The 21489-nt window shown below is 67.3% G+C and carries 23 protein-coding genes; 13 read left to right on the top strand and 10 right to left on the bottom strand.

Annotation, left to right across the window (positions count from 1 at the left end):
- Positions 1–92 precede the first annotated feature (92 nt).
- The 5 genes from ACFO27_RS10885 to ACFO27_RS10865 all read left to right on the top strand — a co-directional run bounded on the left by ACFO27_RS10885 (position 93) and on the right by ACFO27_RS10865 (position 4528).
- Complete coding sequence (locus tag ACFO27_RS10885; protein WP_376817358.1) at positions 93–659, top strand: anthranilate synthase component II; 567 nt, start codon at positions 93–95, stop codon at positions 657–659.
- Between the two features lie 48 nt (positions 660–707).
- Positions 708–1742, top strand: coding sequence for an anthranilate phosphoribosyltransferase (gene trpD, locus ACFO27_RS10880; protein ID WP_376817357.1), 1035 nt, complete (start codon positions 708–710; stop codon positions 1740–1742).
- Complete coding sequence (gene trpC / locus ACFO27_RS10875) at positions 1739–2533, top strand: indole-3-glycerol phosphate synthase TrpC (protein ID WP_376817356.1); 795 nt, start codon at positions 1739–1741, stop codon at positions 2531–2533. Before trpD ends, trpC begins: the two co-directional genes overlap by 4 nt.
- Positions 2534–2614: 81 nt before the next feature.
- Positions 2615–3109 (top strand): HIT family protein, encoded by a 495-nt coding sequence (locus ACFO27_RS10870; protein WP_376817355.1) that lies wholly within the window; start codon positions 2615–2617, stop codon positions 3107–3109.
- Between the two features lie 33 nt (positions 3110–3142).
- Positions 3143–4528 carry an amino acid permease gene (locus ACFO27_RS10865; RefSeq protein WP_376817354.1) on the top strand — a complete coding sequence of 462 codons (1386 nt, stop codon included), beginning with the start codon at positions 3143–3145 and terminating at the stop codon, positions 4526–4528.
- On the opposite strand, the gene ACFO27_RS10860 is transcribed toward ACFO27_RS10865, so the two are convergent.
- From ACFO27_RS10860 to ACFO27_RS10815, 10 genes are all read right to left on the bottom strand, one after another.
- Positions 4515–5546 (bottom strand): MBL fold metallo-hydrolase, encoded by a 1032-nt coding sequence (locus ACFO27_RS10860; RefSeq protein WP_376817353.1) that lies wholly within the window; start codon positions 5544–5546, stop codon positions 4515–4517. The two genes, ACFO27_RS10865 and ACFO27_RS10860, sit on opposite strands and share 14 nt — an antisense overlap.
- A 346-nt stretch (positions 5547–5892) precedes the next feature.
- Complete coding sequence (locus ACFO27_RS10855) at positions 5893–6318, bottom strand: F0F1 ATP synthase subunit epsilon (protein ID WP_376817352.1); 426 nt, start codon at positions 6316–6318, stop codon at positions 5893–5895.
- A gap of 9 nt (positions 6319–6327) precedes the next feature.
- Positions 6328–7749 carry a F0F1 ATP synthase subunit beta gene (gene atpD, locus ACFO27_RS10850; RefSeq protein ID WP_269355567.1) on the bottom strand — a complete coding sequence of 474 codons (1422 nt, stop codon included), beginning with the start codon at positions 7747–7749 and terminating at the stop codon, positions 6328–6330.
- 44 nt (positions 7750–7793) lie between these two features.
- Positions 7794–8693 carry a F0F1 ATP synthase subunit gamma gene (gene atpG, locus ACFO27_RS10845; protein WP_376817351.1) on the bottom strand — a complete coding sequence of 300 codons (900 nt, stop codon included), beginning with the start codon at positions 8691–8693 and terminating at the stop codon, positions 7794–7796.
- Between the two features lie 54 nt (positions 8694–8747).
- Positions 8748–10289, bottom strand: a complete 1542-nt coding sequence (gene atpA / locus ACFO27_RS10840; RefSeq protein WP_376817350.1) for a F0F1 ATP synthase subunit alpha — start codon at positions 10287–10289, stop codon at positions 8748–8750.
- A 36-nt stretch (positions 10290–10325) separates the two neighbouring features.
- The gene (locus ACFO27_RS10835; protein WP_376817349.1) at positions 10326–10865 is read right to left on the bottom strand and encodes a F0F1 ATP synthase subunit delta; all 540 of its coding nucleotides are present in this window, start codon (positions 10863–10865) and stop codon (positions 10326–10328) included.
- Positions 10866–10878: 13 nt separating this feature from the next.
- Positions 10879–11349: a F0F1 ATP synthase subunit B gene (locus ACFO27_RS10830; RefSeq protein ID WP_376817348.1), complete on the bottom strand. Its 471-nt coding sequence runs from the start codon at positions 11347–11349 to the stop codon at positions 10879–10881.
- A gap of 129 nt (positions 11350–11478) precedes the next feature.
- The gene (gene atpE, locus ACFO27_RS10825) at positions 11479–11721 is read right to left on the bottom strand and encodes a F0F1 ATP synthase subunit C (RefSeq protein ID WP_043684944.1); all 243 of its coding nucleotides are present in this window, start codon (positions 11719–11721) and stop codon (positions 11479–11481) included.
- A 100-nt stretch (positions 11722–11821) separates the two neighbouring features.
- A complete protein-coding gene (gene atpB, locus ACFO27_RS10820) occupies positions 11822–12700 on the bottom strand; it encodes a F0F1 ATP synthase subunit A (protein WP_376817347.1) in 879 nt (292 codons plus the stop codon).
- Positions 12701–12724: 24 nt separating this feature from the next.
- Positions 12725–13126, bottom strand: coding sequence for an ATP synthase subunit I (locus ACFO27_RS10815; protein WP_376817346.1), 402 nt, complete (start codon positions 13124–13126; stop codon positions 12725–12727).
- 389 nt (positions 13127–13515) lie between these two features.
- Here ACFO27_RS10815 and ACFO27_RS10810 point away from each other — a divergent pair, with 389 nt between their 5' ends.
- The 8 genes from ACFO27_RS10810 (at position 13516) to pgaB (ending at position 21481) form a co-directional block, all read left to right on the top strand.
- The gene (locus ACFO27_RS10810) at positions 13516–13959 is read left to right on the top strand and encodes a CsgE family curli-type amyloid fiber assembly protein (RefSeq protein WP_376817345.1); all 444 of its coding nucleotides are present in this window, start codon (positions 13516–13518) and stop codon (positions 13957–13959) included.
- Positions 13960–14328 (top strand): curli assembly protein CsgF, encoded by a 369-nt coding sequence (locus ACFO27_RS10805; RefSeq protein WP_376817344.1) that lies wholly within the window; start codon positions 13960–13962, stop codon positions 14326–14328.
- A 22-nt stretch (positions 14329–14350) separates the two neighbouring features.
- Entirely contained in the window at positions 14351–15280 is a 930-nt protein-coding gene (locus ACFO27_RS10800) for a CsgG/HfaB family protein (protein WP_376817343.1), read from the top strand.
- A 37-nt stretch (positions 15281–15317) separates the two neighbouring features.
- Positions 15318–15869 carry a hypothetical protein gene (locus ACFO27_RS10795; RefSeq protein WP_376817342.1) on the top strand — a complete coding sequence of 184 codons (552 nt, stop codon included), beginning with the start codon at positions 15318–15320 and terminating at the stop codon, positions 15867–15869.
- Between the two features lie 94 nt (positions 15870–15963).
- Positions 15964–16725 (top strand): hypothetical protein, encoded by a 762-nt coding sequence (locus ACFO27_RS10790; protein WP_376817341.1) that lies wholly within the window; start codon positions 15964–15966, stop codon positions 16723–16725.
- Positions 16726–16808: 83 nt separating this feature from the next.
- Positions 16809–17126, top strand: coding sequence for a curli-like amyloid fiber formation chaperone CsgH (csgH, locus tag ACFO27_RS10785; protein ID WP_376817340.1), 318 nt, complete (start codon positions 16809–16811; stop codon positions 17124–17126).
- Positions 17127–17150: 24 nt separating this feature from the next.
- The gene (gene pgaA / locus ACFO27_RS10780; protein ID WP_376817339.1) at positions 17151–19445 is read left to right on the top strand and encodes a poly-beta-1,6 N-acetyl-D-glucosamine export porin PgaA; all 2295 of its coding nucleotides are present in this window, start codon (positions 17151–17153) and stop codon (positions 19443–19445) included.
- A gap of 14 nt (positions 19446–19459) precedes the next feature.
- Entirely contained in the window at positions 19460–21481 is a 2022-nt protein-coding gene (pgaB, locus tag ACFO27_RS10775) for a poly-beta-1,6-N-acetyl-D-glucosamine N-deacetylase PgaB (protein WP_376817338.1), read from the top strand.
- Positions 21482–21489: the final 8 nt, after the last annotated feature.

Here is a 21489-nt window from a genome sequence, read left to right as displayed (position 1 = left end):
CTCGCCACACTCCCTCTCCCGCATCCTCCGGCTTTCGCAGCACGTGCCCGCGCGCGCGCCCGTTTCCCGACACTGACCAGGACGACCCGATCATGAAGCTGCTGATGCTGGACAACTACGACTCTTTCACCTACAACCTGGTGCAGTATTTCGGCGAACTCGGCGCCCAGGTCCAGGTCGTGCGCAACGACCAGATCGACCTCGCCGGCGTCGAGGCCATCGATCCCGACCGCATCTGCGTGTCGCCGGGACCGTGCTCGCCGGCCGAGGCCGGCATCTCCATCGAACTGATCCGGCATTTCGCCGGCAGGAAGCCCATCCTGGGCGTCTGCCTGGGCCACCAGGCCATCGGCGCGGCCTACGGCGGACGCATCGTGCGCGCCCGCGAACTCATGCACGGCAAGGTCTCGCCCATCACGCACCGGGGCACCGACGTCTTCAAGGGACTGCCTTCGCCCTACACCGTCACCCGCTACCATTCCCTGGCGATCGAGCGCGATTCCCTGCCCGACTGCCTGGACGTCACGGCCGAGACCGCCGACGGCGAGATCATGGGCGTCGCCCACAAGTCCCTGCCCGTCTATGGCGTGCAGTTCCATCCGGAATCCGTGCTCAGCGAGCACGGCCACGCGCTGCTGCGCAATTTCCTGGAACTCTGACGCCCCGAACCGGCCTATCCAAAAACACGAAGACAGAAGGAATCATCCATGCCGCCGATCACTCCCAACGAGGCCCTGGCCCGCTGCATCGAGCACCGGGAAATCTTCCACGACGAAATGCTGGAACTGATGCGCATGCTGATGCGCGGGGAAATGTCCCCCCAACTTGCCAGCGCCCTGCTGATGGGCCTGCGCGTCAAGAAGGAAACCGTCGGCGAGATCACCGCGGCCGCCCAGGTCATGCGCGAATTCGCCCTGGGCGTCGACACCCCCTACCCCGAGGACCTGCTGGACATGTGCGGCACGGGCGGAGACGGCTCGCACACTTTCAACATCTCCACCGCCGCCATGTTCGTGGCCGCCGCCGGCGGGGTCAAGATCGCCAAGCACGGCAACCGCAGCGCCTCGTCCTCGTCGGGCAGCGCCGACGTCCTGGAGGCCCTGGGCGTGCGAGTCACCGCCACGCCCGCCCAGGTCGCCGAATCCATCGAAGCCACCGGCATCGGCTTCATGTTCGCCCCGGCCCATCACGGCGCCATGAAGAACGTCGCCGCCGTGCGCCGCGAACTGGGCGTGCGCACGATCTTCAACATCCTCGGCCCGCTGACCAACCCGGCCGGGGCCGCCAACCAGCTCATGGGCGTGTTCCACCCCGACCTGGTCGGCATCCTGGTGCGGGTGCTGCAGCGCCTGGGCTCGCGCCACGTGCTGATCGTGCACGGCAAGGACGGCATGGACGAGGCCTCGCTGGGCGCGGCCACCCTGGTGGGCGAACTGAAGGACGGCGAGGTCCGCGAATACGAAATCCATCCCGAAGACTTCGGCATGGCCATGGTGTCCAACCGCAGCATCAAGGTCGCCAACCGCGACGAATCCGCGCAGCTGGTGCGCGCCGCGCTGAACAACACGGCCGGCACGGCCCGCGACATCGTCGCCCTGAACGCGGGCCTGGCCCTGTACGCCGGCAACCGCGCCGACTCGATCGCCGCCGGCATCCGCCAGGCCTTCGAACTGATCGCCTCCGGCGCCGCGCGCGACAAGCTGGAGCAATTCCGCCAATACACGCAAAGGTTCTCCGCATGAACGACATTCTGGCCAGGATCCTGGACACCAAGCGCACCGAAGTCGCCACCGCACGGCAGATGCGCAGCGAATCCGAAGTCCTGCGCGAAGCCCAGAGCCGCCAGGACATCCGCGGCTTCGCGCGCGCGATCGAAGACAAGATCGCGCAGGGCAAGCCCGCCGTGATCGCGGAAATCAAGAAGGCCTCGCCCTCCAAGGGCGTGATCCGCGAGCACTTCCGCCCGGCGGACATCGCCGCCAGCTACGCCTGCCACGGCGCGGCCTGCCTGTCGGTCCTGACCGACGTGCAGTATTTCCAGGGCGGCTACGATCACCTGCGCCAGGCGCGCGCGGCCTGCAGCCTGCCCGTGCTGCGCAAGGACTTCCTGATCGATCCCTACCAGGTCATCCACGCCCGGGCGCTGGGCGCCGACTGCGTGCTGCTGATCGCCGCCGCCCTGGCGCCGGCCCAGCTGCGCGAGCTCGAAGCCGTGGCCGCCGACCTGGGCATGGACGTGCTGGTCGAAATCCACGACCACGGCGAACTGGACGCGGCCCTGTCCCTGGACACGCCGCTGCTCGGCATCAACAACCGCGACCTGCGCACCTTCGAGACCCGCCTGGAAACCACGCTGGACATGCTGAAGGACCTGCCGGAAGGCAAGCGGGTCGTGACCGAGAGCGGCATCCTGCTGCCCGAGGACGTCGACCGCATGCGCGAACACGGCGTCCAGGCCTTCCTGGTCGGCGAGGCCTTCATGCGCGCGGAAGATCCCGGCACGGCCCTGCACGAACTGTTCTTCGCCCGCTGAGCGCTCCCCGTCCGCCAGCCCGCGTCCGTCCGCCGTCCGCGCCGGCGGACGGCGGCCCCCGATCCCGCCTCCATTTCCGCCATGGCCTTTTCCCCCGATTGCCCGCTCTGCATCCCCGACCACGACACCCTGATCTGGCAGGACGACCGCCTGCGGATCGTCCGCGTGGACGACCCCCGGCACCCCGGCTACCTGCGCGTCGTCTGGCAGCGCCACGCGGCGGAAATGACGGATCTCGACGCCCTGGGCCGCCTGCACCTGATGCGCGCGGTATTCCAGGTCGAACGCCTGCAGCGGTCCCTGCTGCGACCCGACAAGATCAACCTGGCCAGCCTCGGCAATCAGGTGCCCCATCTGCACTGGCACCTGATCCCCCGCTGGCGCGGCGACCCCTGCTTTCCGGACGCCATCTGGGCGCCGCCCCGGCACGATCCCGCCCGCGCGGCCGACTGGGCCGATTTTGCCGCCGCGCTGGCCCCGCGCGTCGAGCGGTTGCACCGGATCCTGGCGGCCCACGGCCCGGCGGCCGAAACCCCCGAGGCCGGCGCAGCCGGTCCCGGCACCGCCGGCGCCTGAGACGCCATCCACCCGCCACGCGATCACCCTTCCATGTCCGCCTCCCCTTCCGCATCCGGCGCGCCGCCCGACACCCTGGCGCGCAGCCTGAAGAACCGCCACATCCAGATGATCGCCCTGGGCGGCGCCATCGGCACCGGCCTGTTCTACGGTTCGGCCGCCTCCATCCGGCTGGTCGGCCCCGGCATCATCCTGTCCTACCTGATCGGCGGCCTGGCGATCTATCTGATCCTGCGCTTCCTGGGCGAAATGTCCACCCAGGAGCCCGTCAGCGGCGCCTTCAGCCACTTCGCCTACCGCTACTGGGGCGGCTTCGCCGGCTTCCTGTCGGGCTGGAACTACTGGCTGCTGTACATCCTGGTCAGCATGGCCGAGCTCTCGGTGGTGGGCATCTACGTGAACTACTGGCTGCCGGACTTCCCGGCCTGGGCCAGCGCGCTGATCGTGCTGCTGGGCATCACGGGCCTGAACCTGCTGAACGTGCGCCTGTACGGCGAAAGCGAATTCTGGCTGGCCTTCATCAAGATCGCCGCCATCGTCGGCATGATCCTGCTGGGCGGGGTGCTGATCGCGCGCGGCGCCGGCGGCGCGGGCGTGAGCAACCTCTGGGCCCACGGCGGCTTCCTGCCCAACGGCGCGCACGGCCTGCTGCTGTCCCTGGTGGTGGTGATGTTCTCCTTCGGCGGCACGGAGCTGATCGGCATCACGGCGGGCGAGGCCGACGATCCCCGGCGCAGCATCCCGCGCGCCGTCAACCAGGTGATCTGGCGCATCCTGCTGTTCTACGTCGGCGCCCTGGCGGTGCTGGTGACCCTGTACCCCTGGAACGAGGTCGGCCTGAACGGCAGCCCCTTCGTGCTGATCTTTTCACGGCTGGGCATTCCCGCCGCGCCGGACATCCTGAACCTGGTGGTGCTGAGCGCCGCGATCTCGGTCTATAACAGCGGCATGTACAGCAACGGCCGCATGCTCCACAGCCTGGCCGAACAGGGCAACGCGCCGCGCATCTTCCTGCGCCTGAGCCGGCGCCGGGTGCCCTGGGTCGGCGTGCTGTTCTCGTCGGCCTGCACGCTGTTGATCGTGGTCGTCAATTTCCTGGTGCCCGAAGGCGCCTTCATGCGGATCATGGCCGTGGCGACGGCGGCGGCCGCCATCACCTGGATGATGATCGTGCTGGTCCACCTGCGGTTCCGCAAGGCCCACGCGCGCGACACGCTGCTGTTCCCCGCGCCCTTCCACCCCTGGACGAACTACCTGTGCGTGGCCTTCCTGGCGCTGCTGGTGGGCCTGATGACGCAGCTGGACGACACCCGGCCGGCGGTCTACGTGCTGCCGGTGTGGCTGGGCGCGCTGTACGTGGGCTATCGCTTGCGCCGCAAGCAACCGCCCGCGCACGCATCGGCATCTAACCTTCCTTGACGGCCTGGCTGACGGTCCGGGCATCGTCGATCACGGTGACTTTGCCGTCGTCGATCACGAAGCGCATTAGGTCCTTGCCCATGGCCAGGGGCCCGTCGTAGGACTTCCGGGTGCCTTCGACGAGCACGTCCGTGGAATTGTCCAGCGACTTGCCGGCCAGCCGCACGATGATATGGGAATAGACCGCCAGTTTCGGCCTGGCCATGCTGAAGATCCGGCCGGCGTCCTCGGGCGTGGTGTGATGCGCCTGGATCTCGCGATAATTCGGATAGTTCTTGAACAGGGCCGGATCGAAATACGCGACCTCATGCACCAGCACGTCGGCGCCCTTGGCGGCGCGGGCGACCCGTTCGTCATAGGTCGTATCGCCGCTGAGTACGAACTTCTTGCCGTCATACTCGACGATGTAGCCGAAGTTCGGCTGGATCAGATCGCCATGGTGGGAATTGAACGCCAGGACGCGCACGCCGTTTTTCTCGTACACCAGCGTCGGCCGATAGGCATCCGCCGGCCCGGCATCGATATCGTGCGCATCGAACGCGATGCCGCTCAGGGGAGACTTCTCGTCGGCATGGCGGATCCGGGTGTTTTCGGCGTAGGCCAGGCTCAGGTGCTCCGTCATGGAAACCGTGCCTTTGGGGCCGTAGACCACCATCGGCGTCGTCCGGGACGCGTAGCCCGTCGGCACCCAGCCCGTCATCCACAGGTCCGCCAGCCCGTTGATGTGGTCGGAATGCATGTGGGTGATGAAACTGGCATCGATGTCGCGAAACGGGATGCCGATCTGGTTCAGGCGGATGGTGACGCCGCGCCCCAGGTCGAACAGCAGCGTCTGGTCGGCAGCCTGCACCAGGATGGACTGGCCGAAGCGATTGGGATTGGGCGCAGGCGTGCCGGTACCCAATAACGTCACGGTCAATGGCGCCGCGTGGGCGGCGGCCGCGGCCACGGACAGCGCGCCGGCCATGGCGATGCGGCCCAGGGTGCGGGCGAGTGCGGAAATGCGGGATTGCGGCATGAGGGCTCCTCTTTGTCGTTATGAAATGGCGAGGACCACTATGGACGAGGATGCGGGGCCCAACAAGATGAAGCTTCAACTATCAGCTATAGAGAACAGGCATTTCATCGCTGTCTTCATATCATCCATATCATGAATGTCATACCTCGCCGTGCGCTCCCAGGCCGACGGCGGGCGGGCATACGCCACATGCGCATGACGGGCGGCCGTCCCTCATCCGGGCAATGCGCACGGCCGACCCCGTGCCTGCGGACGCAAAAAAGCGCCCCGAAGGGCGCTTGTACCGCTTGCAGGCCGGGCCGCCGGCCGATCGATCCAGCGGGATCGGCCGGTCCCGCCGGGCCGCTCAGTGCGAGCTGCGTTTCTGGCTGAACTTGCGCGCGGCGGCGGCCTGGGCCGCCAGCATGGCAAGCTCGGCTTCCACCACGGCGATGTCGGCCTTTTCCTTGGTGTTGCGCAGGGCTTCCTCGGCGCGCTCGCGCGCGGCGACCGCCTTGGCCTCGTCCAGGTCGGCCGCGCGGATGGCCGTGTCGGACAGCACCGTCACGGCGTGCGGCTGGACTTCCAGGATGCCGCCGGCCACGAAGATGTGCTCCTCGGTGCCGTCGTCACGCCGGATTTTCAGCGTGCCGGGACGCACGCGCGAGATCAGCGGAGTGTGCCCCGGCAGGATGCCGAGGTCGCCCGATTCGCCCGGCAGGGCGACGAAGGCCGCCTCGCCGGAGAAGATCGAGGCCTCCGCGCTGACCACTTCGATGTGAAGAGTCGCCATGTGCAATCCTTATTGGAGGGTTTTGGCCTTTTCGAAGGCCTCGTCGATGCCGCCCACCATGTAGAAGGCCTGCTCGGGCAGCGCGTCGCACTCGCCCTCGACGATCATCTTGAAGCCGCGCAGGGTCTCGGCCAGCGGCACGTACTTGCCGGGCGAGCCGGTGAAGACTTCGGCCACGTGGAAGGGCTGGGACAGGAAGCGCTGGATCTTGCGGGCGCGGGCCACGGCCTGCTTGTCTTCCGGCGACAGTTCGTCCATGCCCAGGATGGCGATGATGTCGCGCAGTTCCTTGTAGCGCTGCAGCGTCTGCTGCACGCCGCGGGCGATGTTGTAGTGCTCTTCGCCCACGATCTGCGGATCGAGCTGGCGGCTGGTCGAATCCAGCGGGTCCACGGCCGGGTAGATCCCCAGGGCGGCGATGTCGCGCGACAGCACCACGGTGGAGTCCAGGTGCAGGAAGGTGGTGGCGGGCGACGGGTCGGTCAAGTCGTCGGCCGGCACGTACACGGCCTGGATGGACGTGATGGAACCGGTCTTGGTGGACGTGATCCGTTCCTGCAGCTTGCCCATTTCCTCGGCCAGCGTCGGCTGGTAGCCCACGGCGGACGGCATCCGGCCCAGCAGGGCGGACACTTCGGTGCCGGCCAGGGTGTAGCGATAGATGTTGTCCACGAAGAACAGCACGTCGCGGCCCTCGTCGCGGAATTTTTCCGCCATCGTCAGGCCGGACAGGGCCACGCGCAGGCGGTTGCCCGGGGGTTCGTTCATCTGGCCGAAGACCATGGCGACCTTGGATTCCGCCAGGTTGTCGAGCTTGATGACGCCCGCGTCGGACATTTCATGGTAGAAGTCGTTGCCTTCGCGAGTGCGCTCGCCCACGCCGGCGAACACCGACAGGCCGCTGTGGGCCTTGGCGATGTTGTTGATCAGTTCCAGCATGTTCACGGTCTTGCCCACGCCGGCGCCGCCGAACAGGCCGACCTTGCCGCCCTTGGCGAAGGGGCACACCAGGTCGATCACCTTGATGCCGGTTTCGAGCAGCTCGACCGAAGGCGACAGTTCGTCGAACTTCGGGGCGGCCTGGTGGATGGCGCGCTTTTCATCGGACTGGATGTCGCCGCGCTCGTCGATCGGACGGCCCAGCACGTCCATGATGCGGCCCAGGGTGCCGGTGCCCACGGGCACCGAGATCGGCGCGCCGGTGCCGGCCACGGACATGCCGCGGCGCAGGCCGTCGGACGAGCCCATGGCGATGGTCCGCACGACACCGTCGCCCAGTTGCTGCTGGACCTCGAACGTCAGGCCCTTTTCCGCGAATGCGGAGGACTCGTCGGTCAAGGTGAGCGCGTCGTAGATGTTGGGGATGCTGTCGCGGGGGAACTGAATGTCCACCACGGCGCCGATGCACTGAACGATGGTACCGTTGCTCATGTTTAGTCCTATAAGTATCTCTGGGTTGCCGGTGCTTGCGTCGATCAGACCGCGGCGGCGCCGCCCACGATTTCCGAAATTTCCTTGGTGATGGCCGCCTGGCGGGTCTTGTTGTAGACCAGCTGGAGGTCGCCGATGACTTTCTTGGCGTTGTCCGACGCGGCCTTCATGGCGACCATCCGGGCGGACTGCTCGCTGGCCATGTTTTCCGCCACGGCCTGATAGATCAGGCCCTCGACGTAGCGCAGCAGCAGCTCGTCGATCACGGTCTGCGAATCCGGCTCGTACAGATAATCCCAGCCGTACTGGCTCTTCAGGGCGTCCTCGTCCTGGGAGCCGGTCTGGAAGGGATCTTCCAGGCCCGAGGGCAGCGGCAGCAGGCGGATGAAGCTGGGGTCCTGCTTCATGGTGTTGACGAAGCGGCTGGTCGCCAGATAGACCGCGTCCACCTTGCCGTCGACGAAGTCGTCGAGCTGGACCTTGATGGCGCCGATCAGGCGTTCCAGGTTGGGCGCGTCGCCCAGCTGGACTTCCGAGGACACCACGTTGACGCCGACGCGGTTCAGCAGGCCCAGGCCCTTGGAACCCAGCGCCGTGGCCTGGACGCGCACGCCCTGCTGCTCGAATTCCTTGATCCGCGCCAGCACCAGGCGCGAGATGTTGGTATTCAGGCCGCCGCACAGACCCTTGTCGGTGGTGACCAGCACGACGCCCACGGACGACAGCTTCTGGCGTTCCACCATGTAGGGGTGGGTGTAATCCGGGTTCGCCTGCATCAGGTGGGCCGCGATGGCACGCACCTTGGTGGCGTAGGGACGACCCATCCGCATCCGGTCCTGCGCCTTGCGCATCTTGGATGCGGCGACCATTTCCATCGCCTTGGTGATCTTGCGCGTGTTTTGCACGCTCTTGATCTTGGTTCGAATTTCCTTGATTCCGGCCATTCCACTATCCTGTCAGGGCTGTCCGGGACGCGCGTCGCGCGCCCCGGGCGCTACTTAAAACGTGCCGTGCTTCTTGAATTCCTGGATGGCGGCGCCCAGGGCGGCGTCGTCTTCCTTGGAGAGTTCCTTCACGTCTTCGATGCGCTGGATCAGGGCTTCGTGCTTGGCCTTCAGGTAGTCCTTCAGGGCCTTTTCGAAGGCCAGCACCTGGCCGACTTCCAGGTCGTCCAGGTGACCGTTGTTCACGGAATACAGGGCGACCGCCAGTTCCCAGACCTGCTGCGGCTGGTACTGGGGCTGCTTGAGCAGTTCGACCACGCGCTTGCCGCGTTCCAGCTGACGGCGGGTGGCGTCGTCCAGGTCGGAGGCGAACTGCGCGAAGGCGGCCAGTTCGCGGTACTGGGCCAGGTCGGTCCGGATACCGCCCGAGAGCTTCTTGACGACCTTGGTCTGGGCCGAACCGCCCACGCGCGACACCGAGATGCCGGCGTTGATGGCGGGCCGGATGCCGGCGTTGAACAGGTCGGTTTCCAGGAAGATCTGGCCGTCGGTGATGGAAATCACGTTGGTCGGCACGAAGGCGGACACGTCGCCGGCCTGCGTCTCGATGATCGGCAGCGCGGTCAGCGAGCCGGTCTTGCCCTTGACGGCGCCGTTGGTGAATTTTTCCACGTATTCGGCGTTCACGCGGGCGGCGCGTTCCAGCAGGCGGGAGTGCAGGTAGAACACGTCGCCGGGATAGGCTTCGCGTCCGGGCGGGCGGCGCAGCAGCAGGGACACCTGGCGGTAGGCCCAGGCCTGCTTGGTCAGGTCGTCGTACACGATCAGGGCGTCCTCGCCGCGATCGCGGAAGTATTCGCCCATGGTGCAGCCCGAGTAGGCGGCCAGGTATTGCATGGCGGCGGAGTCGGACGCGGCGGCGGCCACGACGATGGTGTATTCCATAGCGCCGTGTTCTTCGAGCTTGCGCACCACGTTGTTGATGGTGGAAGCCTTCTGGCCGATGGCGACGTACACGCAGGTGACGCCCTTGCCCTTCTGGTTGATGATGGTGTCGACGGCCACGGCGGTCTTGCCGGTCTGGCGGTCGCCGATGATCAGCTCGCGCTGGCCGCGGCCGACGGGCACCATGGAGTCGATGGCCTTCTGGCCGGTCTGCAACGGTTGCGACACGGACTGGCGGGCGATCACACCGGGCGCGACCTTTTCGATCACGTCGGTTTCCTTGGCGTTGATCGGACCCTTGCCGTCGATCGGGTTGCCCAGCGCGTCGACCACGCGGCCGCGCAGTTCCGGGCCGACCGGCACGGAAAGGATCTTGCCGGTGGTCTTGACGGCGTCGCCTTCGGAGACGCCGACGTAGTCGCCCAGAACCACGGCGCCCACGGAATCGCGTTCCAGGTTCAGGGCCAGGCCGAACCTGTTGTTGGGGAATTCGAGCATTTCGCCCTGCATCACGTCGGACAGGCCGTGGATGCGGGTGATGCCGTCGGTGACGGATACGACCGTGCCCTGCGTGCGGACATCGGTGGATGCGCCCAGGCCTTCGATGCGGCTCTTCAGCAGTTCGCTGATCTCGGACGGGTTAAGTTGCATGGTAAGACTCCTGGAATCCTGTTGGTTGGCCCGCCATCACGCGGCCAGCGTATCGCGCAGACCGGCCAGCCGGGCCTGCACGGAAGTGTCGAGCACGTGATCGCCGACGGCGACGCGCACCCCGCCGATCAGTTCCGGGTCGATCGTCACCTGGGACTTGAGCTTGAGGCCGAACTTGCGCTCCAGCCCCTGCAGCAGGCCGGCCACCTGGGCGTCGTTCAGCGGATAGGCGCTGGTGATGCGCGCCAGGGCGGTGCCCTCGAGCCGGTTGCGCAGCAGTTCGAATTGCTCGGCCACCTGGGGCAGCGCCTGGACGCGGCCGTTCTCGACCATCAGAGCGACGAGGTTGGCCGCCTGTGCGGGAAGTTCCTGGGGCACCAGGCCCGTCAGCAGTTCGGCGCGCTGCGCATCGGACAGGCGCGGATCGGCCATGGCCTCGAGCACGTCGGGCATGCCGGACACCTGGGCCAGCAGCGACATCACGCCGGACCAATATTCGAGCCCGCGCGCGTCGCCGCGCACGGATTCGAACAGGGCCTCGGCGTAGGGCCGCGCGATAGTGGATAGTTCAGCCATGACTCGCCCTGATTCAGAGTTGCGCCTGGAGCTGGTCGAGCAGCTCGGCGTGCGCCTTGGCATCGACCTCGCGACGCAGGATCTGCTCGGCGCCCTTGACGGCCAGCACGGCCACTTCGGCGCGCAGGGTTTCACGCGCGCGCTGGACTTCCTGGGCGGCGTCCTGACGGGCCTGGGCGACGATCCGGGCCTTTTCGGCTTCGGCTTCGCGGCGGGCCTGGTCGATCAGCGCGGCGGCCTGCTTTTCGGCTTCGGCCAGACGCGCATGGTTTTCCGTCTTGGAGGCGGCCTCCATCAGACTGACGCGGGCCTGGGCCTGGGCCAGATCGGCCTTGCCCTTCTCGGCGGCGGCCAGACCGTCGGCGATTTTCTGGCGACGATCATCCATTGCCTTCGTAAGGGGCGGCCAGATGAATTTCATCGTAAACCAACCCAGAACGAAAAACACGATCATCTGGAAAAAGAGAGTCGCGTTTAAATTCACGGTCGTTTTCCTAATTTACCCGTTCGTGCCTTGCGGCGATTCCGCAAGGCACCTAATCCGGCCGTCCGCGGCCCGCAGGCCGCCGACGAACCCCTGGCCTGCGGCAAAAAGCCCAGGCCTGCGCCGTCATCAGCCCACGAAGGGGTTGGCGAACGCGAACAGCATGGCCAGGCCAACGCCGATCAGGAAGGCCGCGTCGATCAGGCCGACCAGCAGGAACATCTTGGTCTGCAGGGTGTTCATCAGTTCGGGCTGGCGAGCGGAGGCTTCGAGGTATTTGCCGCCCATCATGCCGATGCCGATGCAAGCGCCGATGGCGCCCAGACCGATGATCAGACCGCAAGCGAGAGCAACGAATGCAACGTTGGTCATAACAACTCCTTGGTAAGTAAACGTTGTTTAGTCAAAAAATCAAAAAACCAGAAATCAGGGCAAGCCCCGCGAGCCCGCCCGGGAAACCCCGGGCGAATTTTTAGTGGCCTTCGTGCGCCTGCCCGATATACACCAGGGTCAGCATCATGAAGATGAACGCCTGCAGCAGCACGATCAGGATGTGGAAGATCGCCCATGCCGAACCGGCGAGCACGTGCCCGAGCGCAAGGCTGATACTGGAAGCATTCGCCCCCGTCCAGGCACCACCCAGCAAGGCGATCAGCATGAACAGCAGTTCGCCCGCATACATATTGCCGAACAGCCGCATGCCCAGCGACACGCACTTGGCCGCATATTCGATGAGGTTCAGCAGGAAATTGAAGGGCGCCAGGATCAGCGCGGCGATGCCGTGCGCGTGGAAGGGCGCGGTGAAGAGTTCCTTGACGAAGCCGACCGGGTGCTTGATCTTGATGCCGTAGTACAGCATCAGCACCAGCACGCCCAGGGACATGCCGATGGGGATGTTCAGGTCGGCGGTCGGCAGGATGCGATGATAGTACAGCGGATCGGAATGATCGGCGCCCAGGCCAGTGACGCGGAAGATCCAGGCGGCCAGGTCGACGGGGATCAGGTCGAGCGTGTTCATCAGCGTGATCCAGAGGAACACGGTGAGGGCCAGCGGCGCGGCGAACTTGCGCGTGGTTTCGTTGGGGATGATGCCCTTGGCTTCCTCGTGGACCATGCCCACGAGCATTTCGATGGCCATCTGGAAGCGGCCCGGCACGTCGGTGGTGGCCCGGCGCGCGGCGCGCCAGAGGAAGAAGATGACGATGGCGCCCATCAGGATCGACCAGAACAGCGAGTCGTAGTTGACGACGTCGAAGTTGGCGATGATGTCCTGCTTGTGCCCGAGATTGTTCAGGTGGACCAGGTGGTGCTGGATGTATTCGGACTGAGGCGTCGTTACAGCGTCGGTCATCGGAAACCCTTTTTCGTATTCAAATCATGGCAGGCGGCGCAAGGCCAGCAACACCACGTACCCCTTCATGACACCCAGCAGGCCCAGCAGGAAGGCCAGCCAGTTCAGCCAGCCGCCCCACCGCCACGCCACCAGGACCACCACTCCAGCCACGATCAGCAGCTTGAGGAATTCGCCCCAGAAAAAGGCGAGCGATCCCGGGCGTTTCGGCCCGAAGTATCCCAGCAGCAGCCGCAAGGCGAACAGCGTATTGGGTACGAAATAGGCCCCCGCTCCGATCAGGGCGGAAACCCCGGCGTCCTTCCCCGCAATCCCCCAGGCGCCCAGCACCACCAGCATTCCCGTGAATGCCTGCGCCGCCAGCGCCCGAAACAGGCCGACTCGCGAACGGCGTGCGATCAGCGCGCGCTCCGCCTCGCCGAGCACCAGTGTGCCAGGCGAACCGGACGACCCGTCATCCAACCCACAGCGCGGATCCGATGCGGACCGATCACCCATAAAAGTCCGTTCACAGCCCGGCGCTCTTGGCGCAAGGCGATAGCAGTCAAACCATTGAATTATAGCTTTTTTTGGCCTGGCGTTCAGCACGCCACCCCAAAAGGCGCACCATTTTAGCCTAGATCGGTCGCCCCTGTCTCGCGCCCCGCCCGCCCCGACGGACTACGCCGTTTCCCCGACGGCCGGCCGGCCCCCCACCCGGAAAATGATGTAGCGCCTCCGGCCTATAGGTCCCGCACGGGCGGACTCTTAACATTTCCCCACAGATCACAGTTCGATACGTTCGGAAAAAAACGTGACCCATCGGGGAGATCGCTGTGTTTTTCGACGAGTTCCGCTTCGCGTTGGTGATGATGTCGCTGCTGACCTCGCTGGTCGCGGCGCAGGAACCTGAGCCGCCCAGGCGCAACCTCGATGAAGGGCGGATCAACACCGACCCCCTGAAGGGCCTGATCATCAACCGCACCGTCACCGTGATGGGGTGGGACTTCTACAGCAACTTCACGCAAGTGTGGCAGGCGCTGTACCCGGATTCGCAGGACACGATGACGATCATTGAACGCCCCACCGCGCAGTTCGGCAGCGAGATCTGGATCAGCTACCTGGATCAGACCGTCTTCCACACGTTCCTGTCCCCGGCCCGCTCGCGGGCCAAGGACCAGAGCCGGGAAGTCGTCCAGGCGGTCCGGGAGAACATCGACATCATCAATGCCCAAAGGCAGTTCATCCAGAACGCCGATCTAGGGCCCGAGGAGATGTAAATGAGCCAGTCCACACGCAACCCTCGCAGCGGGTCCGGCAGACCCGCCGCGATCCTCCTGGGCGCATTGATCGCGCTGCCCTGGGCATCGCCGCCCGCATCGGCGGGACAGCTGCTCTACGCCCCGGTCAACCCCAGCTTCGGCGGCAACCCGCTGAACGGTCCCACGCTGCTGCAGAGCGCGCAGGCGCAGAAGCGATATCCCTACCCCATGGACGATCTCGGCCTGGACAACATCGGACAGATCCTGCAGACCGACAACGGCTTCCTGATCCAGAAAGGCGACAAGCTCTACTGGGTCGACCTGAACGGCAATTCGCACCCCATCGATCTCGGCAATGCCGATGCCGGCAACACCCCCATCAACTGACCCGGAACCGGAAAGGCCTGCCATGGACACCCTGAAGACGCCTGGAGCCCGCGCATTCACGTCGGTGCGCGGCGCATGGATCGCCCCGGTACTGGCGCTGACCCTGTCCGCGTGCGCGATCCAGAAGCCCGCCAATGTTTCCAACGAGGCGCAGCTGACGCCCCCGACCCCGTCGGCCACCGCATTGCTGCAGCTGCCCCCGCCGCAGAAAAAGATCGTGGCCGCCGTCTACGGTTTCCGGGACGAAACCGGCCAATACAAGCCTTCTCCCAGCAGCGCGTTCTCCACGGCGGTGACCCAGGGCGCGGCGTCGATGCTGATGAAGGCCCTGAAGGACTCCGGCTGGTACATCCCCGTCGAGCGCGAGGGCCTGCAATCCCTGCTGACCGAGCGCCGGGTGCTGCGGGCCGTGGACGAGGGCAAGCAGAACAGCGGCGGAGTCCCGAACCTGCTGCCCGCCTCCATCATCCTGGAGGGCGGCGTGATCGCCTACGACACCAACACGAGGACCGGCGGCCTGGGGGCGAAGTTCCTGGGGATCGGCATGACCACGCAATACAGCGTCGACCAGGTCACGATCAGCCTGCGGGCCGTGGACGTCACGACCGGCGAAATCCTGGACAGCGTCTCGACCACCAAGGCGATCTTCTCGTACGAGATCCATCCGAGCTATTTCCGCTTCGTCAATTACTACGACCTGCTGGAGATCGAGGGGGGCTACACCCACAACGAGCCCGCCCAGCTGGCCGTGAAAGAAGCCATCGACGCCGCCGTCATGCACCTGACGGTGCAGGGCATCAAGCACAACCGGTGGCGCCTGAAGAATCCGGCGGACTGGAACAGCGCGCTGATCCAGCGCTACCTGGCCGCCGAAAACAGCGAGGTGGTGACGGTGACGCCGCGCCAGGCGGTCGACACGGACACCGCGGCCACCCCGGACCAGACCCAATAACCGCCTTGAACACGGCCTTGCCCGCCAGGAGCGCGCCATGAACACATCCTCCCTTTCCCGTTTCGGCCCACCTCTCGGCCGCATCTGCCTGAGCCTGGGGCTCGCGGCCCTGCTGAGCGCCGCGCCCCCGGCCAGCCACGGCGCCGGCTCCGATCTTTCCTCCCCCGGAGAACTGCCGCCCCTTGAACTGGTCAACGCCGGCGTGCGGGCGCACATCACCCAGCGAGGCGGCCTGAACACCGGCGAAATCAACCAGCAGGGCGCCGATTCCGCGGCGTCCATCCTCCAGGACGGCATCCGCAACCGGGCATACACCTCGCAGTCCGGCGCGGGCAACACGGCCGTGATCCAGCAGGCCGGGGCCAACAACGACGCCCAGATCATCCAGGCCGGAATGGGGATCTGGGGCGAAATCCACCAGACCGGCGTATCCAACCGCGGCCGGCTGGAGCAATACGCCAGCAACAGCTACGCGAACCTGAACCAGATCGGCAACTTCAACCAGCTGTCGGTGACGCTCACCACGCCGGGCCCGCTGGCGCCCATCACCCAGATCGGCAGCGGCCTGAAGCTTTCCGTGTATCGCTGACGCACTCGAACCTTTTCTTTCGACGACGCCCGGTTCCAAGACCGCCGGACAGCGTTTTTCCCTCACTGGTCTTGTCGACTCAAGGAGCTTCAACATGAAACATTCTCTTTGCGCACTGGCGTCCGGTCTTGCGTTGGCCTTCGCCGGCACGGCGGCCTTCGCCGGCAGCACCGGCAACACCTACCAGAACGGCTTCAACAACGACGCCGAGATCACGCAGGCATACAACGGGAACGCCACCGCGCTCATCACCCAGATCGAGGCGAGCAACGTGGCCAAGGCCAATCAGTCCAACAACTTCTTCGGCACGGCCCAGATCGACATCTACCAGAAGGGCTACAACAACTACGCCAACGCGAAACAGTCGGACAACGTGGGCGTCAGTTCCAAGGTCGTGCAAAAGGGCTGGCAGAACGTGGTCAACACGGACCAGAGCCACAACGTGAACGCCCAGTCCGATATCTACCAGGACGGCGTGAACAACTCGGCCGGCGTCACGCAGAAATGGACCGGCGACGCCAGCGCCAAGATGGTCCAGACAGGCTGGAAGAACGTCGCGAACTCCAACCAGGAACACAGCCTGGACGTGACGACCGACATCTACCAGAGCGGCGTCAACAACTCCGCCGACGTCACGCAGAAATGGACCCACGATGCCGACGCGAAGATCGTCCAGGCCGGCTACAAGAACACCAGCACGGTGACGCAGCAGTACGGGAGCAACCAGACGGCCGACCTGTACCAGGACGGGTGGGTCAACTCGGCGACCGTGATGCAGACGGGCTCCAATCTCTCCGCCACGGCGGTGCAGATCGGGTACGGCAACACCGCCACGTTCAACCAGACGGGCTGGTAAGTCCGCGGGCCTTCGCGCCAGGATCTCTGGCGGGGCCTCCATGGCCCGCCAGAGATGTTTTTCCCCTCTTCCGGAGCATGGTCATGATGGCGGCGGATCTGAACCTCCAGGTATGGCTGGACAGCGGGACCGGAGCGCAGGCCGGCATGATCGTGCCCTACGTCCGGAGTCCGGAGCACCGCGCGATCGACTACCGGATCCAGGCCATCAGGCAAGGGCCTTCGGGCTCCTCGCGGATCATGCAGAGCGGTTCCGTCGACCTTCCGGCCGACCGGCCGACCGCGCTGACGCAATTTTCCATGTCGCTCGGCGCCCGCGATCAATGCCGGATCGAGCTTCTCATCTTCTCCCAGGGTGTCCCGGCGGGCGCTTATCGCTTCGACTGCCCCCGTTCTCATTGACATCTCCATGCCATGAGACCCGCCGTGAACCACGCCCTGCGCTTCGCCGCATTTACTTTTTGCACACTCCTGGCACTTCCCGCCACCGGCGAGGAAGCCACCGCCGTCCTGCGGGCGTACGAACGGGCCGGATCGCCCGCGACGCTGCCCGCCCCCGCATTGGAAGCGGTGGCGCGCGCATACCGGGACACGCAACAGTGGCCATCGGCCATCCGATTGTTCAGCCAGGGAGAACGGCGGTTTCCCGGCCAGGCGACGTTCGCCTACGGACACGTCATGACCCTGGCGGACGCGGGACGCCCGCACGAAGCGATCGAACGCGGCAAGGCCCTCGTGGCGCACCGCCCCGACGATCCGGATGCGCATCTCGCGCTGGCTTACGCGCATGGCCGGAACGCGGAACCGTACGCGGCTCTGGAGCACGCATCCCAGGCCTACTCCCTGGCCCCGAACCGTCCTTACGTCGTGCGCGCCTACGTGCTGGCCCTGCGGGATGCGCGGCTGCCGCAAAGCGCCCTCCATCTGGCCGCCGCGCATCCGGGCCTGCTGAGCCCGGCGCAGACCCGATCCCTGCAGGCCGACGTCGCGGCCCGGCTGACCCGGACCGCGTCGGCCGACGCCCGGGGCGAAGCCGACCGCTACGTCCAGGCGGACCGGGCGCTGGCCCTGTACGGCCAGTTGATCCCGCAATGGCGCGCCCTGGGCCCGCAGGCCCGCGACGACGTGCGGCGCGCCGAGGCGGACCGCCTGCAGGCCCTGCGCGCGCGTGGCCGCATGCGGGACCTCGCGGCCAGCTACGAATCCATGCGGGCGGATGGCGCTCCCGTCCCGGATTACGTGCTGGGCGACGTGGCGAGCGCGTACCTGGCCCTGCGCCGGCCGGAAGACGCCGTACCCCTGTTCCGGCAGTCCCTGGCTTCCTCCGCCGGCCAGGACGAGGCGGCCCAAATGGCCGACCGCATCGGCCTGTCCTACGCGCTGTCCGAATCGGACCAGGCTGGCGCGGCCGGCGCTGAACTGGACCGGGCGCTGGCCGCGCCGCCCACCTGGATCCTGTACAAGGGCAACCCCGTGCGCCGCCCCAATCCCGCGAAGCTGGACGCCGAGCTGGCCCACGCCCTGGGCGCGCTGTACCGGGACGACACGCCGAAGGCCCAGGCCGAACTGGACCGGATGGTCGAGGAGGCGCCCGGCAACACCAGCCTGCGCGTCGCGCGGGCCGAGGCCTGGCGAACCCGGGAACTCCCGCGCCGGGCCGAGCTGGACCTGAAGATCGCCGAGACCCAGGCGCCCCGGTCCGTCGAGGTCGAGACCGGCCAGGCGGCAACCGCCCTCGCCCTGCAGGAATGGCGCCAGGCCAAGCTGCTGCGCGACGACCTGACGGCCCGCGTCCCGGAGGACCCCGCCGTGCGGCGGCTGAACCGGGAATGGGCCGCGCACGAGCAGGCCGAATGGCGGACGACCGCCAGCCGGGGCACGGCCTCCGGCGGCCCGGTGCTGGGCAGCCGCGACGCGAGCGTCGACACCGTGCTGTACTCGCCGCCCATCGGCGAGAACTGGCGCGTGTTCGCCGGCAGCGGCTATTCCGAAGGCCGGTTCGACGAAGGCAACGGCCATTACGCCTGGGCCCGCGCGGGCCTCGAATGGCGCGGCCGGGACCTGACGGCCCTGGCCGAAGCCTCCGGGAACCGCTACGGCCACGGCACCCGGGCCGGCGCGGCGCTCTCGGCCTTCGTGGACCTGGACGATCACTGGCGGGCGGGCGCCGGCGCCGCCCTGCTGTCGCGCGACACGCCGCTGCGGGCCCTGAAGCACGACATCAGAGCCAACAGCCTGAGCGCCTCCCTGCGCTGGCGCGGCGACGAGCGCCGGGAATGGACCCTGACCCTGACGCCCTCCTTCTTCTCCGACGGCAACCGCCGCCTGGAGGCCGGCCTGTCCGGCCGCCAGCGCCTGTACACCACCCCCCGGGTCCGGGTGGACGCGCTGCTGGACCTGTCCGCCTCCCGCAACACGGCCGACGACGCGCCGTACTTCAACCCCAGGTCGGACCTGACGATCCTGCCGGCCCTGCGCGTGACGCACACCCTGTACCAGCACGAGGAGACCCGCTGGGAACAGCAATTCCTGCTGGCGGCCGGCGCCTATGCGCAACAGGGGCACGGCACGGGCGGCCTCTACACCCTGGGCTACGGCCAACGCTACAGCCTCGGCCGCGCGTTCGAGATCGGTTTCCTGGCCTCGGGCACCTCGCGGCCCTACGACGGCCAGCGCGAGCGCAGCTTCAGCGTCCTCGTCGACGTGACGGTCCGGTTCTGACTCGGGAGCCCGCCATGCCACGATCCAGCACCTTCGGCCCGCGCCTGTTCCTCCTGGCCTGCTGCCTGGCGCTGTGCGCCGGCTGCGCGCGCGACATCCCGGCGTTCGCGCCGCCCGCCGACCGGCCCGTGGCCAGCGTCGACCGGCCCTGGCCCGCCAACCACGTGCTGGCGCTGGCCTACCACGACGTCGAGGACGACGACCCCGACCAGCGCTTCCTCGCCGTGCGCACGGACCAGCTCGTCGCCCAGCTCGAATGGCTGCGGGACAACGGCTACCAGGCGGTGTCCGTCGACCGGATCCTGGCCGCCGGCCGGGGCGGCGAACCCTTGCCGCCCAGGGCCGTGCTGCTCAGCTTCGACGACGGCTACCGCAGCTTCCGCAGCCGGGTCTTCCCCATCCTGAAGGCCATGGGCTGGCCGGCCGTCTGGGCTCCCGTGGGGCGCTGGATCGACACGCCGGCCGGCCAGCCCGTGCGCTTCGGCGACCTGCAAGTGCCCCGGGACCGCTTCGCCACCTGGGAGGACGTCCGGGACATGGCCCGATCCGGCCTGGTCGAGATCGCCTCGCACAGCGACGACCTGCACCAAGGCATCCCCGCCAACCCCCAGGGCAACGAGGAGCCGGCCGCCGCCACGCGCCGCTACGACGCCGGGACGCACGCCTACGAGACCGACGCCGCCTACCGGCGGCGGATCGCGGACGACGTCCGGCGCATCACGCGCAAGATCCGCCAGGCGACCGGCAAGGCGCCCCGCGTCTGGGTCTGGCCCTACGGCGCCGCCAGCGGCGAGGCGCTGGACATCATCCGCGGCCAGGGATACCGGATGGCCCTGACCCTGGACGAGGGCCTGGGCGCCGCGGACGCCCCCCTGTCCATGCCCCGCATGCTGGTGACGGATTCGCCCGACATGCGGGAATTCGCGCGATCCGTGCTGGGCGCCGAATCCCGGGGCGACTTCCGGGTGGCGCAGGTGGACCTGGACTACGTCTACGACCCCGATCCCGCCCAGACGGACAGGAACCTGGGCACCCTGGTGCAGCGGATCGCCGACCTGCGGATCGGCACGGTCTTCCTGCAGGCCTACGCCGATCCCGAGGGCGACGGACTGGCGCGCTCGGTCTATTTCCCCAACCGCCGGCTGCCCATGCGCGCCGACCTGTTCAACCGCGTCGTCTGGCAGCTGCGGAACCGCGCCCACGTGAAGGTCTACGCCTGGATGCCGGTCCTGAGCTTCGACCTGGCACCCGGCATCGCCCGCGTCGTCCGGGACTCCGGGAACCCGGACGACGCCCCCGGGCCGGATCCCGCGCAGTACCGCAGGCTGTCGCCCTTCGACCCGAAGGCCCGGGCGGCCATCGCGGACCTGTACGAGGACATGGCGCGCGCCGCGCCGATCGACGGCATCCTGTTCCACGACGACGCCGTGCTGAGCGACTTCGAGGACGCCGGCCCCGCGGCGCTCGCCGCCTACCGGCAAGCGGGCCTGCCGGACTCCATCCCGGCGCTGCGCGCCGATCCGGACACCCTGCGGCGCTGGACCCGCTTCAAGAGCCGCGCGCTGACCGATTTCACCCTCGAACTGGCGCGGCGCGTCCGCGCCATCCGCGGGCCGCAGGTGAAGACCGCCCGCAACCTGTACGCCGAACCGATCCTGAACCCGGCCAGCGAGGCTTGGTACGCGCAGGACCCGGACGACTTCCTGCGGGCCTACGACTGGACCGTGCCCATGGCCATGCCGCTGATGGAACGGGTTCCCGCCGCGCGGTCCGACGCCTGGCTCGACCGCCTGGTCGCGGCCATCCGGCGGCGCCCGGGCGCGCTGGAGCGCACCGTGTTCGAGCTCCAGGCCCGCGACTGGAGCCGGCCGGGCCAGCCGCCCGTGGACAGCCGCCTCCTGGCCGAATGGATGCGGCGCCTGCAGCGCGCCGGCGCCCGGCATTTCGGCTACTACCCCGACGATTTCGCGCGGGACCGGCCGGCGCTGGAAACCATCCGGCCCGCGATCTCGACCGCCTGGTATCCCCACCGCTGAGGAGCACC

Source organism: Castellaniella denitrificans, from assembly GCF_042653765.1.
In the GTDB taxonomy this organism is placed as follows: domain Bacteria; phylum Pseudomonadota; class Gammaproteobacteria; order Burkholderiales; family Burkholderiaceae_B; genus Castellaniella; species Castellaniella denitrificans.
This window is presented reverse-complemented; position numbering and strand designations above follow the sequence as displayed.

What these genes read in the sequence shown, in the direction of transcription:
- trpD (WP_376817357.1), top strand. Translation starts at nt 708, where the DNA reads ATGCCGCCGATCACTCCCAACGAGGCCCTGGCCCGCTGCATCGAGCAC.
- atpD (WP_269355567.1), bottom strand. Translation starts at nt 7,749, where the DNA reads ATGAGCAACGGTACCATCGTTCAGTGCATCGGCGCCGTGGTGGACATT.
- pgaB (WP_376817338.1), top strand. Translation starts at nt 19,460, where the DNA reads ATGCCACGATCCAGCACCTTCGGCCCGCGCCTGTTCCTCCTGGCCTGC.
- atpA (WP_376817350.1), bottom strand. Translation starts at nt 10,289, where the DNA reads ATGCAACTTAACCCGTCCGAGATCAGCGAACTGCTGAAGAGCCGCATC.
- atpB (WP_376817347.1), bottom strand. Translation starts at nt 12,700, where the DNA reads ATGACCGACGCTGTAACGACGCCTCAGTCCGAATACATCCAGCACCAC.
- ACFO27_RS10795 (WP_376817342.1), top strand. Translation starts at nt 15,318, where the DNA reads ATGAACACATCCTCCCTTTCCCGTTTCGGCCCACCTCTCGGCCGCATC.
- ACFO27_RS10835 (WP_376817349.1), bottom strand. Translation starts at nt 10,865, where the DNA reads ATGGCTGAACTATCCACTATCGCGCGGCCCTACGCCGAGGCCCTGTTC.
- ACFO27_RS10800 (WP_376817343.1), top strand. Translation starts at nt 14,351, where the DNA reads ATGGACACCCTGAAGACGCCTGGAGCCCGCGCATTCACGTCGGTGCGC.
- trpC (WP_376817356.1), top strand. Translation starts at nt 1,739, where the DNA reads ATGAACGACATTCTGGCCAGGATCCTGGACACCAAGCGCACCGAAGTC.
- ACFO27_RS10865 (WP_376817354.1), top strand. Translation starts at nt 3,143, where the DNA reads ATGTCCGCCTCCCCTTCCGCATCCGGCGCGCCGCCCGACACCCTGGCG.
- atpE (WP_043684944.1), bottom strand. Translation starts at nt 11,721, where the DNA reads ATGACCAACGTTGCATTCGTTGCTCTCGCTTGCGGTCTGATCATCGGT.
- csgH (WP_376817340.1), top strand. Translation starts at nt 16,809, where the DNA reads ATGATGGCGGCGGATCTGAACCTCCAGGTATGGCTGGACAGCGGGACC.
- ACFO27_RS10860 (WP_376817353.1), bottom strand. Translation starts at nt 5,546, where the DNA reads ATGCCGCAATCCCGCATTTCCGCACTCGCCCGCACCCTGGGCCGCATC.
- ACFO27_RS10805 (WP_376817344.1), top strand. Translation starts at nt 13,960, where the DNA reads ATGAGCCAGTCCACACGCAACCCTCGCAGCGGGTCCGGCAGACCCGCC.
- atpG (WP_376817351.1), bottom strand. Translation starts at nt 8,693, where the DNA reads ATGGCCGGAATCAAGGAAATTCGAACCAAGATCAAGAGCGTGCAAAAC.
- ACFO27_RS10790 (WP_376817341.1), top strand. Translation starts at nt 15,964, where the DNA reads ATGAAACATTCTCTTTGCGCACTGGCGTCCGGTCTTGCGTTGGCCTTC.
- ACFO27_RS10855 (WP_376817352.1), bottom strand. Translation starts at nt 6,318, where the DNA reads ATGGCGACTCTTCACATCGAAGTGGTCAGCGCGGAGGCCTCGATCTTC.
- ACFO27_RS10870 (WP_376817355.1), top strand. Translation starts at nt 2,615, where the DNA reads ATGGCCTTTTCCCCCGATTGCCCGCTCTGCATCCCCGACCACGACACC.
- ACFO27_RS10885 (WP_376817358.1), top strand. Translation starts at nt 93, where the DNA reads ATGAAGCTGCTGATGCTGGACAACTACGACTCTTTCACCTACAACCTG.